This is a genomic window from Paraflavitalea sp. (assembly GCF_059502485.1).
Genome location: NZ_JCACET010000008.1, coordinates 1528449 through 1548278, shown reverse-complemented (window position 1 = coordinate 1548278; position 19830 = coordinate 1528449). Strand labels below are relative to the sequence as shown.

7 protein-coding genes are annotated in these 19830 nt (G+C 46.8%); 6 read left to right on the top strand and 1 reads right to left on the bottom strand.

What is annotated here, in order from left to right; genetic code table 11:
• Window positions 1-108: 108 nt before the first annotated feature.
• A complete protein-coding gene (locus AC5JBY_RS09060; RefSeq protein ID WP_495904253.1) occupies window positions 109-7281 on the bottom strand; it encodes a fibronectin type III domain-containing protein in 7173 nt (2390 codons plus the stop codon).
• A gap of 499 nt (window positions 7282-7780) precedes the next feature.
• Between AC5JBY_RS09060 and AC5JBY_RS09055 the strand changes: the two genes are divergently transcribed.
• The 6 genes from AC5JBY_RS09055 (at window position 7781) to AC5JBY_RS09030 (ending at window position 19336) form a co-directional block, all read left to right on the top strand.
• Complete coding sequence (locus AC5JBY_RS09055; protein ID WP_495904252.1) at window positions 7781-8977, top strand: glycosyltransferase family 2 protein; 1197 nt, start codon at window positions 7781-7783, stop codon at window positions 8975-8977.
• 430 nt (window positions 8978-9407) lie between these two features.
• Entirely contained in the window at window positions 9408-9812 is a 405-nt protein-coding gene (locus tag AC5JBY_RS09050) for a response regulator (protein ID WP_495904251.1), read from the top strand.
• A 46-nt stretch (window positions 9813-9858) separates the two neighbouring features.
• Window positions 9859-11034: a sugar transferase gene (locus AC5JBY_RS09045; RefSeq protein ID WP_495904250.1), complete on the top strand. Its 1176-nt coding sequence runs from the start codon at window positions 9859-9861 to the stop codon at window positions 11032-11034.
• Between the two features lie 145 nt (window positions 11035-11179).
• On the top strand, window positions 11180-12085 hold the full coding sequence (locus AC5JBY_RS09040) for a glycosyltransferase family 2 protein (RefSeq protein ID WP_495904249.1): 906 nt from the start codon (window positions 11180-11182) through the stop codon (window positions 12083-12085).
• 96 nt (window positions 12086-12181) lie between these two features.
• Complete coding sequence (locus AC5JBY_RS09035) at window positions 12182-13381, top strand: glycosyltransferase family 2 protein (protein ID WP_495904248.1); 1200 nt, start codon at window positions 12182-12184, stop codon at window positions 13379-13381.
• A gap of 531 nt (window positions 13382-13912) precedes the next feature.
• Entirely contained in the window at window positions 13913-19336 is a 5424-nt protein-coding gene (locus AC5JBY_RS09030) for a PKD domain-containing protein (RefSeq protein ID WP_495904247.1), read from the top strand.
• Window positions 19337-19830 lie beyond the last annotated feature (494 nt).

Below are 19830 nucleotides of genomic sequence, written 5' to 3'. Positions count from 1 at the left end.
AGCTTTTCGATAAGCTTAGAGTGACATTGCAAGCTGACTATCCTGACCGATCTTTATGAAGATGAGCCCATCCTTTTTAGGGGTGGGCTCATCGTTTTATACGTTTGGCTATTGGTTAGCCTTGATCATTTTACTTACTTGTACGGGCTTACCGTTTACATTCAAAGTAACCATGTAGATACCTGTGTTCAGAGAAGTTCCGGTGTTAACGCGCAGGGTGTTGTAACCAGCGGTCAACTTGCCAAATGCTTTCCTGAATACCAACTTACCGCTGAGGTCGTAAACATCTACGCTTACGTTGTTATCAGCTGCTGTGTTGTTGAAATCAAGGTTAATCTGATCGAGGAACGGATTCGGATATGTCCTTCCTTCAGTTATTTCCTTAGTTGTAGCCTGTGTTGCAGCGCGAACCGCATCATCGGCACCAACTGTAGCTGTTTCTGCACCAGCGATCACTTCAACACCATTCAGTACAGAACCACCACCAGGAACATCGTCGTAAGACTGTATAATCATTGCGGCGTTGAAACCGTAGTTAGCCTGCTCAGTAGTAGAGAAGTTGATCAACAACTCACCATTAGAATCAGACTGTACATCGCCGATGTAAACAATCTTAGTTGAGTTCATCCAGGAGTTCAGGTATACTGTGCGACCGTTGATGGTATAAGTACAAGTGTAATCACCTGCGAACCATCCGTTGGTGCTCATGCTACCCAGGAATCCGATCCTGTAACGCTTAGCCTGGTTCAGACCAGTCAGCTTCATTTGAGCTTGTTGTGTTCTGTCGATCCAGAAATTAGACTGCATTACTACATCCGGAGCAATACCTGAATTATTACCAGTGATCACACCAAAGTTATTGTCACCGTTCATCACCTTGGTGATGGTGAGTGTCATACCAGTTGGGTTATTAGACTGATTCCTCAGACCTGAGAATGAATAGAAGTCTGTAGGCATTGCGGCCAGGTTGTACCATGGAGCCGGTGCATTGAACTCTGTAGCGAAGTTGAAGTTCACGTAAGAGATCGCGTTCGGAGTGATCGTCTTACCTACGTTGCTCCAATCTGTGAACACACCACCCACTTTCGCACGTACACGGTACCAGTATTTGGTGTTTGGTGTAAGACCAGCGCTGGTATAAGTGGTTGTATTAGCTGGCAGGTCAATGTTTGTTACGCTGCTGAAGGCTGCATCGGTAGAACGTTGCAATTGGAAGCCACCTGCTGCATCTTCATTATTAGTTCTGTCAGACCAGCTTACGAGGATTGCGTTCCTGTCTTTAGGTTCAACGTACAGGTTAACCGGGTTCAGGTTAAGGCCTGGTGTGAACTCTTCCAGTTGAACTGCAGTCATGAACTGGTAAGTAGCGCTTGCCAGTTTGGTCATGTCTACAGTGATCACGCCACCGCTCGGAGTCAGGTTGTTGATGTTGGCAGTCTGGTTGGTATTGTAACGGGCGTTCAGCGTATCGCTTGAAGCACCAGATACATAACGAACAGATGCGTCCAGACCTTCGTTTTGTGTACCTACCACGATCACATTGTAACGTTTGCTGTTGTCCAGACCAGTGAAACGTATTTGTCTTGCAGCAGCATTGTTATCTACCAGACCGTTGGCGAGTACCACGTCAGGATATACACCTGTGTTGTTACCAGTCTTATGACCAGTCAGAGAGATACTTGCCCATCCGTTCACCAGTTGGAATCCGAACGGAGTGGTTGCGTTGTTCTCATCTTTCAGGTTGCTCATTGTAGAACCTGCGTTACCGTAACCAGTGAAGGTGTTCCAGTTGGCAGGAGATACTTCGTTATAGTTAGCGAAGTTGATGTATACAGAACGGGTGTTCTTATCGGTTACTGCAACAGCGATGTTGGTAGTAACTTCTGCACCCTTATCATCTACTGCTTTCACAGTAAAGTTTGCTGAACCCAGGTCGCTGGCTGTAGGCGCAACTACCAGTCTGTAGCTATTGCCACCCAGTGATTGCAGGCTTACATAAGCCGGGTTGTTTACGAGAGATACAGTTACCACATCACCAGGAGAATCAGTTACTGTGAAGTCATCCTGATTGTTAGCATCAGTCTTCAGGTTGAAGCTGGTGAGCAATCCGGCGATTACTGGCTTATTGTTAGCAGAAGTAACAGATACTGTATCGCTGGTTGTGCTACCGTAGACATTCGTACCTACGAGATAGTAGTAGTATGTCGTGAACGGAGATACTGCTTCGTCTGTGTAAGTAGCTGTATTAGGCTCTAAAGTAGCGATCAGTGAGTAAGGACCAACCTGGCTACCTGAACGGTATACTTTATAAGAAGCCTCATTGTAAGCTTTATCAGACCATGCGAGGTTAATACCTACACCGGCTTGTGCTACAGCAGTAAGATCAGTTGCTTTCAGCGGAGCGGTACCATCATCGTACACAGCGTCGATCACCATCGCGTTGAGTGTACCACCTACACCACCTGCAGCATCGCCTACCATTGTGATAATCACTTCACCGTTAGCAGCAGGCTGCACCTGGTAAATGGTATCTGTTACGTTGGCGTTATTGTAGTACTTGATAGAAACTGCTTCGTTACCGATCTTATATGTAGTGATCGTGTTTTCGTTAAGACCGCAGAACGTACAGTTGTTGCTACCCATGAACACGAAGTTGTACTTCTTGGCAACATCCAGACCATACACACGCAGGCGTAAAGTATCATCACCACCTATCCAGTAGAAGCCCCAGTAGATACCATCTTTCATTACGTTGGCAGGGAACACTGTGCTGCTTTGTACGCCTGCATCAGCAGTAGCGTATACACCACTTTGCAGTGCTACACCAACAGTTGTAGTCTGGCCCTTGGTATTTACCATGCTGCCTTTATTGAATGGAGCGCCAGATGCTGTTTCGATATCGTTCCAGCCTGGACCACCATTCGTATAATACTTCATGCTCACCTGGATCTTCTCGTTCGGATCGTTCTCGCTAACAGCGATGGTGAAGGTCTTGGTAGTAAATCCACCGTTACCATCATCAGCCTTAACGGTCACAGAGTAGCTACCGCTTGCTGCGAGGTTTGGCGCCAGGGTGATAGAAGCACGTCCGTTACCACTGTCAACCAGTGTAGCGAAGGAAGGCTTCTCGATAGCAGACCATACGATCGTGCCATTGCCATCTGCATCATTTGCTACGAGAGCAATTTTGCGCTCTTCACCTTCTTTCATGGTCACATTAGCAATCGTATTGATGTTGGGCAGGTTGTTGCTGTTCACCACCATATTGTATACGATGGTATCTTTTCCGCCAAAGGCATCAGTAGCATACACTGTGATAGCGTAAGTACCCTGATCAGCGATGGTTGGGAAAGAAACGATGTCTATCGTACCATTACCCGCATTCTGAGCTACCGCGAAATACGGTACGTTCTCAGTAGTCAGGGTCACGGCGTCACCATCAGGATCGTTGGCAACTACAGTCATTGTATGCTGCGTACCGTAACGGATGGTGAAGTCGGGAATAGCAACGAATGCAGGAACTGTATTAGGCGTAGGCACAGACACTTCATTGCTGAAGGCTGATGGAGACGCAACACCAGTACCGCGCACTTTATAGAAATAAGTAACGTTTGCGAAGAGTGAAGTATCAGCGAATGCGGCCTGAGCACCTGCGTTTGCAGGGATGGTAGCTACTACGCGATAGTTTGCATTATTGGTAGTAGATCTCCATATCTCATAACCTGTTTCATTTGCTGCGTTATCATTCCAGGTCAGGTTTACAACAGGACCAGTTGCAGGTGTTGCTACCAGAGAAGTAGGCGTAGCAGGTGCTGCTGGTGTTGCTGCTGTTGTAGCAATTGACTGAGCATAAGTGGAATTGATCAGACGAGCGATCTCATTGGCAGCCATAGCGCCATTGATCACATAAATATCGTCCATCAAACCGCCGAAGTAGTCGCTGCTACCTGAAGCTGAGTTCAAGGCATTGTCGGAACCGTTGCCACCGGAATAACCAAAGCGGGAGTTGTTAGAAGCTGCTGCAGCTACACTGGTAATGCCCAGGTTATTGTTAGAAGCTACTTCAACACCGTTCAGGAATATCTTCAGTGAATTCACGTTGTATACAACTGCTACGTGGTTCCAGTTATTGGTACCCAACCAGTTGGGGTTGGAGCTAAGGGCAGAAGAAGAGATACTAACTCTTGTACCTGCACTTGCAATACCAGCCTGCAGATTACCACTGTTGAAGCGGAGTGCCAGACCGTTGGTGCTGTTACCAAAGTCGAAGATCACTTTGCTGTTGCTGGTTGATGTAGGTCTGATCCACAGGGCTACAGTACGTTGGTTATAACCACCGTCGCTTGGGAACGCACCACCGCTGCTGCTGTTAACAGTTGCGTATTGGTTTGTACCATTCAGGCTCAGTGAATGAGTGCCTTCTTTAACATTGGAAGTAGTATATGTTGCACCGGTCAGAGCCAGTGTACGGCTACCACTGCCATTGTCATCATTGCCATTGTTATTTACTTTCCAGTTTGCTTCAGTATAGTTGCTGGTATATACAGACTCACCTGTAAGGCCTACCGCGCGTACTTCATAGAAGTATTTGGTGTTGGCCAGCAAGCCAGAGTCAGTATAAGAAGTACCAGCTACTGTAGCTACCTGCGTGAAGGTGCCAGTAGCGCTGGTTGAACGCATGATCTCGAAACCATACTCGTTTGCACTGTTGTCAGTCCATGTGAGGTCGATCTTGTTATGAGATACAGGCGTAGCTACCAGGTTGGTTGGTGCAGTCAAAGACGGCGGAACAATGCTCGCTGCGAACAGTACCGAGTTAGGTATTGCCGTTTTAGACACACCTGAACGTTGCCAGCTCCAGGTCATCGCATCGCCACCTGTTGCATCGAAATATGCAAGGGCAATCGGGTGAAGACCTACAGAGAGAGCAATGTTGGCTGTTTTACATGTAGTACCATGTGCACCGTCATTATTGATCAGCGGTGTAGCGGTAAAGCTGTATGGCTGATCGATAAAGAGCTTGCTACCGTCATCAGAACAAATTTCGAAAGTATAAGTAGCAGCCGTAGTGATATTAATATAACCTTCCCAAAGGAAACCGAAATTGTCACCCTGGTTTCTCAAAGTGGTATACGTACCAACGTTGGTTGTATTACCAGATTTGATAACTGGTGTGTTGCTGAAATCGGGCAGGTTGGACCATGAACCTTGATAATACTTGTAAGCAAGGCCATTGGTAGAAAGTCCGGTAGAAATGGTTACCTGGTTGCTCGGTGCAGAGTAGTTGCCTACAGCATCACGTGCTTTTACATATATAGTATATACTTTACCGCTATCCAGGTTAGCAACATCAAATGTTGTTTCTGTAGTGGTGTAAGTCTTGGCACCATTTACGAAGATGTCATATTTGTCTACGCCTACGTCATCTGTAGAAGGATTCCAGTTTACAGTAGCGTAGCTGGTATACGTAGACAATACCCTGAAGTTGGAAGGAGCTGTAGGTCCTGTAGCATCCACTTCAGTTTTAGCACCTGCTTCATTACTTGCTACAGCACCGCCGGAAGCACCTACAGCACGTACAATAAAGTAGTACTGTGTATTAGCGGTCAATCCAGTGTTGGTGTAAGTGATGGTATTAGCAGGAACGATAGTAACTAATGTATAAGGACCACCTGCAGTAGTGCTGCGGTAGATCTCAAAACCGGTTTCATTTTCAGCTGCATTGGGATTATCGCTCCAATCCAGTTGAATGCTTGTGAGTGAAACAGGAGCAGCAGAAAGGTTCTTTGCCTGCTCAGGTTTCGGATTGCCATTGGCATTGATAACCGTGAATGGGTTTGAAGGCAATGCACCGCAACCGAATTGCTCTACGACTTTAGCTGTGTAAGTACCAGGTCCGGCAGTATAAGTAGCCTGGTTGCCTACAACCGTAGCACCCTGGAACCATTGGTAAGAAACATAGCCTGCAGGTAATGAAAGTTGTACAGTTGAGCTGCCATCAGGAGCAGGTAATACTTTACTCTTCACACCGGTTACTACAGGCGTAGGTGTTTGTGTAACAGGTTTGGGGCTGATCACAGCAGGACGTGGAGACCATGCAGACCAGGGGCCGCTGGCAGTTCTTTTGAAACGAACTTTATAAACACCAAATGACCTAACAGTGATCTCACCACCAGTGTAGCTGATAACTACTGAGTTATTGCTAATGGTGTGTGAATTGGTATTAGTAGTAGAAGCGATCGGTTGATCATCTTTTGTCCACTCGTAAGCATAGAATCCTCTGGAGATACCAATCTTCACATTGATAGGGGAATCCGGACAGAATTGTTCACGATCAAAGAAAACGTGTGGGTTTGCTTTGTGTGCAGCATTCATAAAGTCTACGAAGCCGGGCTCCATCCAGTGTGTAGTCCACACACCGTGACCGAGATCAGGATACAAAGTGAACCTGATATCGGCGCCTATATTTTTTAAGTTATTGTAAACGCTTTCTGAAAAAGCCTGGTTGGGGTTGGTGTCTAAAGCACCGCTGGCAAACCAGATGGGAATAGCAGCAAAATCAGCGAAGTTGGTAGAACCGGTAGCGGCTGCAGAAGGAGCAGCAGCAGCTACTGAACGGGGATACTCAGCGGTCATTGACCAGGCAGTAGCACCACCGTTTGACAGACCGTCTACAAATACACGGTCAATGTCCATGCGCGCGTATTTAGCAAGCGAATCCAAAGACCTCAAAACGAGGTTGTAGTAGGGTGAAAATGGCGCTGTGCCCCATGAGCTGGAGCAGGAAGAACCCGAGTTCACCTGTGGATAGAACAGGAATCCGTCGAAGCTACCGTTGTCTACTCTATCACGGAAAAGTTTACCACCGTGCGTCAATTGACGTTCGTTGTTGTAAACACCTCCATTAGAGTTACAACCTGGTTCGCCGGCGCCATGATAAAATACCATGATGGGGTATTTTTTTCCGGCACTGTCGGGGTTGGAGTAGCTTTTTGGGAATTTTAAACGGAAGCACATTTGCGCGCCGCCGATGTTGATGAAGTAGGCTTTGTATGATGTAACATCATAGCTGCCACTTCCTGTGCTGATCCCGTTGGACGCAACACTCACCCACTTTTGCAGTTGATTCTGAATTGTAGGGTTAGGGTTGGTTGCTGTACCCAGGGTGGCGGCAGAGTTGTACCGCACGATGGGATCGGCAGGATCAAAAACGTTTTGTGCTTGCAGCATGGCTACACAAAACAACATACTTGTTGTGGTAAGAAGTAGTATTCGCTTCATATTACGCTATAGTTAAAAACGTTAATTCAAGTTTTTCTAAAACCTAATAAACGGCTTTAAATGAGGATATGATTCCGACTTGTTACAGTAAAGGCGGCATATTGGAAGATGACTTCAAGGATGGTTTTGTCTAAGAATAATTGAGGTAAACAGCACAGGTTGTTCCTAAGGGATAATTGGAGAGAGGAAAATTGGAGGATTACTCGCAAAAGTAGTAATCTTTTCTAAAAAGCGAAATTATTTAAGTATTATCTTACGAACAATAACCACTTCCGGGTATTTTTGACACTTGTCAAATGATTCAGTTTGAGTAAGGAAAAGGGCCAATTCAACAAATATATACACAGAACAAGGGGCATACAATATATATTATGTCTGTTAACCGCAGCGTAACACCCCATTAACCACCTGCCCCTTATCATTTAGTTGATCAGAATTAAGTATGAATTGAAAAAAACGGGATAATATTGCGGCCTGATCCTATATGATCTTCTTAAGCGTGGCAAATACAATCAACATCATTTTCTGGGCAAGCCTTTTCCTGATCTTCTATAGCTATGTTGGCTATGGGATGCTGGTTTGGGTCATTGTGAAGCTCAAGTCGGCAATCGGCAATCGGCAATCGACAGTACAACGGGCAGAAGATTCCCAACTTCCAGCCGTGGCGCTGGTTGTTGCGGCGTATAATGAGGAAGATTTTATACGGGAGAAAATTTATAATACGTTGGCGCTGGATTACCCGAAAGACAAGCTGGAGCTGATTTTCATCACAGACGGGTCTAACGATAATACACCAGCTATCATCAGCGAGCACCCTGGCATATTATTATTACATCAACCAGAGCGCAAAGGAAAAGTGGCAGCCATGAACCGGGCCATACAGCATGTCAGATCGTCCCTCGTTATTTTCTGTGATGCCAATACGCTACTGAACACGGCTTGTGTACGTGAAATAGTAAAGCATTATGAAGATGCTAAAGTAGGTGGCGTAGCGGGCGAGAAAAAGATTCTACAACGCGGTAAAGATGCAGCGGCAGCAGCCGGCGAAGGATTGTACTGGAAATATGAGTCGTTCCTGAAAAAGCTCGACTCGGACCTGTACACCACCGTTGGAGCAGCCGGCGAATTATTCTCCGTTCGTAAATCGTTGTTCGAACAAGCTCCGGAAGGAACCATCATCGAAGATTTTGTCCAATCGCTGAAGCTGGTGATCAATGGGTACGTAGTTCGCTACGAGCCTAATGCTTATGCAGCAGAAGCGCCTTCGGCCAGTATCAAAGATGAAATGAAACGTAAAGTGCGGATCTGTGCGGGCGCCTTCCAGGCCATGATACTCCTGAAGGAACTTTTTAATGTGTTCAGGTTTCCGGTGGCTTCGTTTCAGTTCGTTTCGCATCGCATTCTCCGGTGGACGGCATGCCCGGTGGCCCTGATCCTACTACTGATCAGTAACATACTGATCGTAGCCATGGGTGGCGGGGTTTTCTACCAGGTAGTGCTGGTGCTGCAGGCTTTGTTTTATATAATGGGAATCACGGGCTGGATCTATGCAAGCCGGGACATTAAGTTGAAAGCTGTATATATTCCGTTCTATTTCCTGTTTATGAACCTGTCGGTATTCATGGGCTTTAGCCGTTTCCTGCGCAACAAGCAAACGGTATTATGGGAGAAGGCAGCCCGGCAAAAGATAGCGTAATAATACGCTTTGTAGCGGCTTTATAGTAAAATACCACATTATGGGTATTTGAAATTCGAAGGTAAAAGGGGATTTTTGCTATATAATAAAAAGATAATAAGCTCAGAAATTTGGTTTATTAATTTTTGTTACTACTTTTACCGGCGAAAGTAAACCACTCCCTCTTATTCAACTATCCTTGGAAACGGCGCAAGCCAGATGAAGATGATAGCAGCTTATTCTCGATCCCACAAATCCTTGAAATTCCTCTGTAACCAGATCTCACCAGTCTGATAATCCACATACCATCCTGTAAGACCCGTTACGATTATTGCGTACGGATTGCCTTGTTATTTTGAATATTGTTCAATTCCTCTGGATAAGCCATGTTAGTCCAAAGACATGCCTGTTGAAAAATTGCGATTTTTCTAAAGCTTAACTTATTCCCTAAATGAAAAAGCAAATACTCGCAATTGATGACAGTAAGGCAATACGTTTCTTATTGCAAACTGTACTCGGCAAAGATTACACGGTGGTAACGGCTCCTGATGGATGTTCAGCTATGTACTGGCTGTCCAAAAGAAATCTGCCTGATCTGATCATTACAGATGCTCAGCTTCCTGATATGCAGGACTGGGAATTGATTGAACAACTTACAACCAGTGGTATATATCGCGATATTCCTGTAATGGTAATATCGTCGCTCGATAAAGCAGAAGTTGATGTAAAGTGCAAAGAGTTTGGTGTGGCTGAAAACTTTACTAAGCCTTTTAATCCTGTTGACCTCATTAATGCGGTTCAGCGGGTTGTGAACGATACAAAAGTGGCAACAGCGTATGTGGCGCATGCCAGTTAATTCGTAGAATCCTGGTTATTTAAAAATAATCTCTCAACCTTACTTTATGGAACTAACATTTTTACACGGCGAAAAGACAGCGAAGCGGGTTTACAAGCATTTTACCATCAATTCTCAACCTACAACTGGTAGTGCTACAGAACAGCAAAAGCTGGAGTTCTTTTACATTGGAAAGCAAGCTGAGAATATCGGCAACCTGATCAATGCTTTTGAGAGCGGTTATGCCGCCGAGTCGGTAAGCAATGCCAAGTCCATGCTGAGGCGCTTGCTGAATAATTCCAAGCACATCAACATTCCTGATATTATCATCGTAGAAGCTCCGGTAACTGTTGAGCAACTGCGCGACCTGCACCTGTTTCTGCTGATGCACAAGCCGCTGACGGCTGTGCCTGTAGTAGTGGAAGGTACACATGCGGCTGTTGCCGATATCGAACGCTTCAAGAACTATAGCTTTGTGGATGATATCATCTTTTTACAGGATTACAACCGTCAACGCCTCCTGCGTAAGGTAAGTTTCCTGAAGAGATTAAAGCATAAGCTGGTGGACGACATGAACACCAGGTCTATTGAAAGTGCGCTGAAGGTAACCACTCCTCCCAGCCCTGTATTCAAAAGAGCATTCGACATTCTCGTTGCCGGCACCCTGTTGCTGATACTGAGCCCAATCTTGTTGCTGATAGCCCTGGCGATCAGGATCGAGTCTAAAGGTTCTATCTTCTATGTAGCTAAACGTGCAGGACGCGGTTATAAAATATTCAACTTTTACAAGTTCAGGACGATGTCTGTAGGTGCCGACAAACAGGTTACCCAACTGGCCCACCTGAACCAATATAGTGGCACTGATGCTGCCGCTGGTGCGGTGTTCTTTAAGATCAACAATGATCCCCGCATTACTAAAGTAGGTGCTTTCCTGCGCAATACGAGCCTGGATGAGCTGCCTCAGTTGTTAAACGTGCTGCTCGGTGACATGTCGCTGGTAGGCAACCGCCCTTTACCATTGTATGAAGCGGCTTCACTCACTACCGACGAATGGGCTAAACGTTTTATGGCGCCCGCCGGTATGACTGGTCTGTGGCAGATCAAGAAAAGAGGAAAAGAGGACATGTCTATCGAAGAGCGCCTGAATCTTGATATTGACTATGCTGACAGGTTTAGCTTTATGTATGACCTGTGGATCATGGCCAATACGCCTTCTGCTCTGATCCAACGCACCAATGCGTAAGAAGAGCCAATGTGCCTGATGTGATATATTTATAGTTCAAGGAACCCAGCCGGGAAGACGATAAGGCGCGAACGGTATAACCAAGCTTTCGGCCTTCCAGCCTCCCCGGCTTTTTTAGTAGCTTACCACAAAAAGAAACCCAACCATGCGAAAGGATCAACCTTTCATATCGATTATTACCCTTAACTACAACCAAACCGACGTTACCCTCGACTTCCTGGCTTCGACCCGCAACCTGAAGTACCGGAATTTCGAAATACTGGTTTGCGATATGGCTTCTGCCGTAGACCCCAGCGAAAAGATCCTGGGGGGTAATTATCCCAACACTCGTTTATTGCTTAGTAAAGATAATCTCGGCTTTGCCGGTGGTAATAACTGGGGCATGCGCCAGGCTAAAGGTGATTTCATGTTTATCGTGAATAACGATACTATCGTGACGGATACCTTGCTGGATGATCTGCTGAAGCCGTTTTATGAAGATGAGTCCATCGGCGTAACCTGCCCCAAGATCAAATACTTCGACCAACCTAATACTATTCAATATGCCGGTTTCAGCCCCATGAACAATTTTACCGGGCGCACTTCGGGTATTGGCTATCATGAAGAGGATAAAGGGCAGCACGACACTTCGGGCGTTACCTTTGGGGCTCACGGCTGTGCCATGCTGGTGAAGAAGGAAGTGATCGACAAGGTGGGCATGTTTCCGGAGAAGTTCTTCCTGTATTATGAAGAGTGGGATTGGTCGGCAAGGATACTTAAAGCAGGGTTCAAGATCTGGTATACCGCCCCTGCAGTTATTTATCATAAAGAGTCGGTGAGTGTAGGAAAGGCTAACCCCATGAAGACCTACTATCATACGCGCAATCGCATATTATATATACGTCGTAATGCCGGCTTTTTCGCATTACTGGTTTTTACACTATATTTCAGCTTGTTTGCTTTGCCTAAGAATACGATGAGCTATCTGTTGAAGCGGCAGTTTACCCACCTGAAGTATTTCTGGAAGGGTGCTACGTGGAATCTGTATTCATCGAGTTATTCGCCTGTTTGAGCGTAGTGCACCGATGGCGCACAAAACCTTTAAACACGTTTTTTTACAAAGCTGTAGCCCCTAACGGGGCTTTGAGCAACAAACACTGAACTTATTATGATCATATTACACATACTATTTTTCTTATTATTTATTTACCTGGCGGCCTACACGGTGTACTTTTTCTTTGTGGCCATCGCTGGTAAGTTGTACCGGCCCAAGGTATACACACCCAATGCTGCTAAAAAGCAGATTGCTGTGCTGATCCCGTCTTATAAAGAGGACCATATTATTATTAATACAGCGCGCAAGGCGGCGGCGCACGACTACCCTGCTGATAAATTCACGGTATATATTGCTGCCGACCGGTTGCAGCCGGAAACAGTGGCGGAGTTAAGGACCATTCCAAATGTGGAGGTACTGGAAGTGAAGTTCGAGATTGGATCAAAGGCCCGCTCGCTCAACAAGCTTTTCAACTGGATACCCGAGGGGGCTTATGACGTAGCTATTATCCTCGATGCTGATAATATTATGATGCCCGGCTGCCTGGAGAAGGTGAATGATGCATTCCAAAAGGGCTTCCGCGCCGTTCAAAGTCACCGCATCGCCAAGAACCTCAATACACCTGTAGCTGTGCTGGATGCTATCAGTGAAGAAACGAATAATCACCTGTTCCGCCGCGGACAGCGTGCGCTGGGCTTTTCTTCTACCACCATCGGCTCGGGCATGGCATTCCTGTTCTACAAGATCAAAGAGATCTATGACCGGGAAGATATTCTTGGCAATCCTGCCTGTGACCGCGTGGTCGACTTCGAGATCATGAAGGCCGACATGTGTATCGAGTTCATTGAAGATGCGTATGTGCTGGACGAAAAGGTAGGCAACAAGAACGTATTTGAAAACCAGCGCACCCGGTGGCTGGAGTCGCAGATCATTCACCTGCGCCTGTTTTTCGATAAGAAAAGGGGGCATATTCCGAAGACGAAAGACTACTGGAATAAGCTGTTCTGTAATATCGCAGCTCCTCGTATCATCTTCTTAATCAGCTATTTCCTGGTATTTTCCATCATGGTGCTGGAGTACTTTACCGGTTTTTCGATCCTGGCTCCTACTTATATATGGTGGCTGGGGCTGATGGGCCTGTATGTGCTCACTTTTGTGATCGCTATTCCGGGCAACTTCTATTCAATGCAGACCGTCAAAGCTATAGCGCATATTCCGCTGCTGGTATTATCTATTATACGGGCGCTGTTCAAGATGAATGTAGACCGTAAGGAGTTTGTGCATACGCCGAAGGCGTTTACCCAAGATAATTAGTTGGAAGGTTGACAAGTTGATAGGGTGAAAAGGTATGAGATACCGCCACTACTTGTTTTTCTTTTAAGTTAATAGGTTTAAAGGTTGATAAGGGAGGGCTTCCCTTATCAACCTTTAAACTTTTAAACCTGTCAACTTCCCCTCCTCGATTTGACATAAATCAAAGAACCCTTACCGTTTTTCTGTTTGAGGTATATCAAAATCTGTGGGAGGTATTAGATTTTAATATCATCATATCCGCAGGCGACATTTCATGCTCCTTTTTCCACATTTTATACATTTTAGATGCCGGAATAGGCGTTTGGCCTTTATTTTGCGTGAGTTCCGAGCTTACTTCCCACCCTGATTCCGCCCCTATCAAACCGCCTCCTCTGAACGATTGGTTAAAATCGACTCTTTAAAAACAGGGTTTACTATGCTTTTAATGTTCCCCCGGGGTTGCATCCTGGTAAGATTATTGTATATTGTTATTCGTATTAATCCGAGACTTTCGGTAAGTCCATTGTATCCTAAATCCGAAAAATCAACCTAATGAAAAACTGTACACCCTACTGGAGGAAGTGGCATGTTCAGGCCACGCTATTACTTCTCCTCTTTTCCTTTTTATCATTTACGGGTTCAGCTCAACTGGTAGCCAAAGGTCTTACGGCTTCCAATGGAACGTTTATTGGCTTTTACCAATACACGCCGTATGACTACAATCCTAACCAGAGCCCCAAGTATCCGGTCATCATCTTCCTGCATGGAATTGGTGAGCGCGGAAACGGTACTACTGACCTGAAGAACGTATTGAACAATGGTACGCCCAGGAACATTAATGAGGGGCATACCATGCGTTTCTTCTGGAATGGTAAATGGGAAACCTTCCTGGTGCTCATCCCCCAGCTGTCTAATAACTACGGCTGGTGGCAGGACTTCTATGTAGATGAGATGATCAAGTATGCAAAGGCCAATCTGAACATTGACCCTGACCGTATTACGCTCACCGGCTTAAGCCTTGGTGGGGGTGGTACCTGGAGCTGGTCAAGTGCCTCTGCGAACAATGCAAAGACTTTGAACTGTATTGGTGTTTGTTGTGGTACCTGTCCGAACACGGGCCTGTTCCCCAACTTAGTGAACGCCAACCTGCCTATCTGGGCCTTCCACGCGTCGAACGACGGGATGGTGGGTGCTGGTTGTACTACCGGAGCGATCTCAGCGCTCAACAACCTGAACCCGGCTGTGAAGCCTTATATGACCATCTGGCCCGACGGCGACCACTTTATCTGGGGCCGTGTTTATGACACGGAGTATAACTGGCAAAACCCCAATATATATGAGTGGTTCCTGGGGCAAAACAGGACATTCCCTGTCAACAAGCGCCCTAATGCCAATGCAGGGGCGCCACAAACCATTACAACAGGATTAGGAACAGTAACACTGGATGCCTCCGGTTCTACGGACGAGGATGGCACTATTGTAAGATACATTTGGACAAAACTCTCGGGACCTAATTACGGCAGCATTGCTACTTCAGTATCTACTAATGGTAAGGCTACCGTAACCGGATTGATCTCTGCCGGTACTTATGAGTACCAGGTGAAAGTGGTGGATAACAGGGCAGAATGGACTTTTGCCACTGTTAAGATCACCGTTAATCCCGGCGCAGGCCCCAACCAGGCGCCTACTGCCAACGCTGGTGCTGATATCACCATCAACCAGCCTGCTTCTACCGCTACTTTAAATGGTACAGGATCATTTGACCCTGAGGCCAAAATGGCTTCTTATACCTGGACCAAAGTTTCAGGTCCTACCGGTGGTAGTATTACTAATGCCAACGCAGCCACTGCTACAGCTACTGGTCTGACGCTTGGTACTTATGTTTTCCGTCTTGAAGTAAAAGACCAGGAAGGTCTTAGCGGCAGCGATGAAGTGAAGGTGACAGTAAACGGTCCTAACATGCCTGCTGTTGTTGCAGCCGGTGCTGATATTGTGATCGCACTGCCTACTACCAACACTACACTCGATGGTTCTGCGTCTAATGATCCTGACGGTCCTATCAGTAAATATGAATGGACGAAGGTAACCGGTCCTCCCAACTTTACCATTGCCAGCCCCAACAGTGCTACTACTGCATTGACCGGTCTGGTACAGGGTACTTATACCTTCAAGCTGACTATCTGGGATAATCTTTGGATACCGGTTAGTGATATCGTACAGGTAACGGTGAATCCCGCTGCTACCAATCAGCCTCCTGCAGTGAATGCAGGTACTGATATTACGATCACGCTGCCTACTAATAATACCACACTGACTGGTTCGGCTACCGATCCTAATGGCAACAATACCATTTCTACTTACAAGTGGACAAGGACTGGCGGCCCTACGCAGTTTACACTGGCTAATAGTGATGCCGCCTCAACAGGGCTGAGCAACCTGGTAGCTGGTACTTATACATTTACACTTACTGTTACTGATAATGGCGGTCTTTCCGGTACTGCTACTGTGAAGGTGATCGTGAATGCGCCACCTAATCAGAAGCCTGTGGCCAATGCTGGTTCGGACCTGACCATTACATTGCCAGCGAACAGTGTTACGCTCGATGCAAGTGGCTCTTCTGACGCCGATGGCTTTATCAACGGTTATGCGTGGAGCCGCATCAGTGGTCCTACTCAATTTACGCTGGCGAATGCTGCTGCTGCCTCTACAGGGTTGAGCAATCTTGTGGAAGGTACTTACGCATTTAAGCTGGTGGTTACTGATAATGGCGGTCTTACCGCTAATGATACCATCTTAGTGACTGTGAAACCTGCTCCTGTAAATCAGGCGCCGGTTGCCAAAGCTGGTACAGATATTAATATTACCCTGCCTACCAACAATACAACGTTGGACGCGAGCGCCTCTACTGATCCTGATGGTTCAATAGTGGGTTATTCGTGGGCATGGATCGCTGGTCCTGCTCAATACACATTGGGTAATTCAGGTGCAGCGTCTACCAGCCTGAGCAACCTGGTAGCCGGAACGTATGCGTTCCAGCTTACCGTGACTGATAATGGTGGACAAACCGGTAAGGATACTATCAGAATCACTGTTAATCCTGCTCCGGCCGTGAACCAACCACCGGTAGCTAATGCAGGCACAGATATTTCCCTGAATCTGCCTACCAACAACACCACGTTGAATGGTTCGGCTTCTTCTGACGCTGATGGCAACATCAACGGTTGGTCATGGGCTAAGATCGATGGCCCTGCAGCGTTTACGCTGAGTGCAACGAATGTTGCTTCGCCTTCATTGAGTGGCCTCGTATTGGGCACTTACAAGTTTGAATTGACGGTGACTGATGATGATGGCGCTACAGACAAGGATACTGTAACTGTAACGGTAAATCCTGAGCCGCCAAGTAATAACCAGCGTGCTGTAGCTGTTGCAGGTGTTGACGTAACACTCACGCTGCCTAACAACAGTACAACCCTGGATGGTTCTGCTTCTTATGATCCTGATGGCACTATCAGTGCTTATCAGTGGTTCCAGATAACTGGTCCTTCTCAGTATACTATCGCGAATGACCGTGCCGCTACTACTGTGTTGAGCAACCTCGTAGAGGGTACTTACCAGTTCAAGCTGCGGGTATGGGATGGCGCGTGGGTACCGAGCGATGACACGATCAAGATCATTGTTAATCCTGAGCCAAACCGTGCACCGGTGGCCAATGCAGGTACTGATATTACTATTACCCTGCCGGTTAACAATACCACGTTGAATGGTTCTGCTTCTACTGATCCGAATGGTGATAACACTATTGCTTCTTATGCATGGGCAAGGATCAGCGGACCTACCCAATTCACGCTGGCGAATGCCAATGCAGCTTCTACTGCTTTGAGCAATCTGGTACAGGGTACGTATGTTTTCGAGCTGACTGTTACTGATAATGGCGGCCTGAGTCATACAGACCAGGTACAGGTAGTTGTAAACCCCATTCCTAACAGGGCGCCTGTGGCCAATGCTGGTAGTGATATTACCATTACCCTGCCGGCCAACAGCACCACGTTGAATGGTACTGCTTCTGCCGATCCTGAAGGTAATGGCACTATTGCTTCTTATAGCTGGGTTAAGCTGACTGGTCCTACGCAATACAATATTGCCAATGCCGGCGCAGCTTCTACTGCCCTGAATAACCTGGTAGAGGGTACGTATACCTTCGAACTGACCATCACTGATAATGGTGGTTTGAGCGATAAGGATACGGTATCTGTAAGGGTGAACCCGATACCGAACCGTGCACCGGTTGCCAATGCGGGTGCAGACGTGAATATTCCGCTGCCCAACAACAGCACCACGCTAGATGGTACGGCTTCTACCGACCCTGATGGTAACAACACGATCGTTTCTTATGCCTGGACGCTGGTGAATGGCCCTGCGCAATACACGCTGGCGAACGCAAACGCGGCTACCACGGCTCTGAGCAACCTCGTACAGGGTACTTATACGTTCCAGCTGACAGTGACCGATAATGGCGGCCTGACGGCTACCGACCAGGTGGTGATCGTGGTAAGTCCGATCCCCAACCGTGCGCCGAATGCCGATGCCGGCGCCGACAAGATCATTGCCCTGCCTACCAATAGCGTAACGCTGGATGGTACAGGCTCTACAGATCCTGAAGGCAACAATACCATTGTTTCTTACAACTGGACAAAGGTTAGTGGCCCTGCTCAATTCACGCTGAGCAATCCGAATTCAGCTACTACTACGTTAAGCAACCTGGCAGAAGGTACTTATACTTTTGAACTGACCGTGACTGATAACGGTGGTCTGAGTGATGGAGACATCGTATTAATTACCGTGAGCCCGAATCCTAACAGGGCGCCGGTAGCCAATGCGGGTGCCGACATTACGCTGACGCTGCCCAACAACAGCACTACGCTGGATGGTTCTGCTTCTTCTGATCCTGATGGTAATAGCACTATTACTTACTCATGGTCGAAGACTGACGGCCCCGGCCAGTTCAACATTGCCAATGCTTTTGCGGCTTCTACCGCACTGAGCAACCTGGCTGAAGGTGTGTATACGTTCGTATTAACCGTTACAGATAATTATAATGTGATCGACAGGGATACTGTGAAAGTGACGGTGATAGCGCCTCCTAACGTGTTGCCGATCGCCAATGCAGGTGCTGACATCAGTGCCAACCTGCCTGATCCGGTGATCCAACTGGATGGTAGCGCTTCTACCGATCCTGATGGTACGATTGTATCGTATGCATGGACCAAGGTAGGCGGTCCCGGCGCTTTGACAATTATCAATTCCACTTCCGCAAGACCTACTATCGTAGGTGTAGAAGCTGGTGTATATGAGTTTGAGCTGACCGTGACGGACAACAGGGGCGGTACTGCGAAAGCCCGGGTAAAAGTTACTGTAGTGGCTAAGGGAAATAATAAGCCTGTAGCCAATGCCGGTAAGGACATCCAGATAGCTGTGCCCGCTACCACTGCCACGCTGAACGGCCAGTTGTCGTATGACGCAGATGGTCCTCTTGCCAGCTATGTGTGGAAACAAGTGAAGGGTCCTGCTGCTGCAACGATCGGCGGTAATACGATGATCACTACGGCCAGCAACCTGCAGCCTGGTGATTATGTATTCGAGCTGACCGTTACAGACGCCAATGGCGCCACTGCAGCCGACAGCGTAACTGTATCTGTTGTGAACAATCTGCGCTACAACGATGAGATTACGGTGTATCCGAACCCATCGCGTGGTTCTTCACAGATCACGATTCGTTGTATCACCGATACGCTGGGTGCAGCCACACTGACGATCATGGATCAGTTTGGCCGTCCTGTGGAAGTTCACAGACGCCTGAAGACACAGTCTTACCAGGAGTTTCCGCTCAGGATCAGCCATCTCAGAAATGGTAATTACTATATCGAAGTACAGATAGAGCGTAAGAAGAGAATGGTTGTTAAGTTTATTAAGCGTTAAGCGATAAACATAAACACTTAAACGCTATTTCTTTTTAAGCGGGACGACCGAAAAGTCGTCCCGCTTTTGTTTTTTTGCACATCGAAATCCAAATTATCTGGCTAAAACAGATGCGCTGAAACCCGCTACGGGCAAGCGTTTCATCAAACTGTCAAAAAAACAATTATTATATGAAGAACATCTTTGTAGAAGGACTTACACACGCACTTGAGCTGCGTAAAGAAAATTAGAATTACATTAAAATAACAAGGCAATTTGTCGAGATTGGTATAGTAATTGCGACTTTTTTTGCCGTTCAATCTTTCCCTATTTAAGCTCGGTAAGTCCAATAATAAGGCTCACTAATTTTCACACGATCTTTCCCACGGCGTGAAGATGGAGTAATTATAGCTAACCGGCCGCCATTTTTCCTTATTGCTACGGGGTTTTCCATTGCGATGATGCGTGTCATCGAGGTGATTAATTGGTTTCCGTGCCAATTGATCAAGAAGGGA

What these genes read in the sequence shown, in the direction of transcription:
- AC5JBY_RS09060 (WP_495904253.1), bottom strand. Translation starts at nt 7,281, where the DNA reads ATGAAGCGAATACTACTTCTTACCACAACAAGTATGTTGTTTTGTGTA.
- AC5JBY_RS09050 (WP_495904251.1), top strand. Translation starts at nt 9,408, where the DNA reads ATGAAAAAGCAAATACTCGCAATTGATGACAGTAAGGCAATACGTTTC.
- AC5JBY_RS09045 (WP_495904250.1), top strand. Translation starts at nt 9,859, where the DNA reads ATGGAACTAACATTTTTACACGGCGAAAAGACAGCGAAGCGGGTTTAC.
- AC5JBY_RS09040 (WP_495904249.1), top strand. Translation starts at nt 11,180, where the DNA reads ATGCGAAAGGATCAACCTTTCATATCGATTATTACCCTTAACTACAAC.
- AC5JBY_RS09035 (WP_495904248.1), top strand. Translation starts at nt 12,182, where the DNA reads ATGATCATATTACACATACTATTTTTCTTATTATTTATTTACCTGGCG.
- AC5JBY_RS09030 (WP_495904247.1), top strand. Translation starts at nt 13,913, where the DNA reads ATGAAAAACTGTACACCCTACTGGAGGAAGTGGCATGTTCAGGCCACG.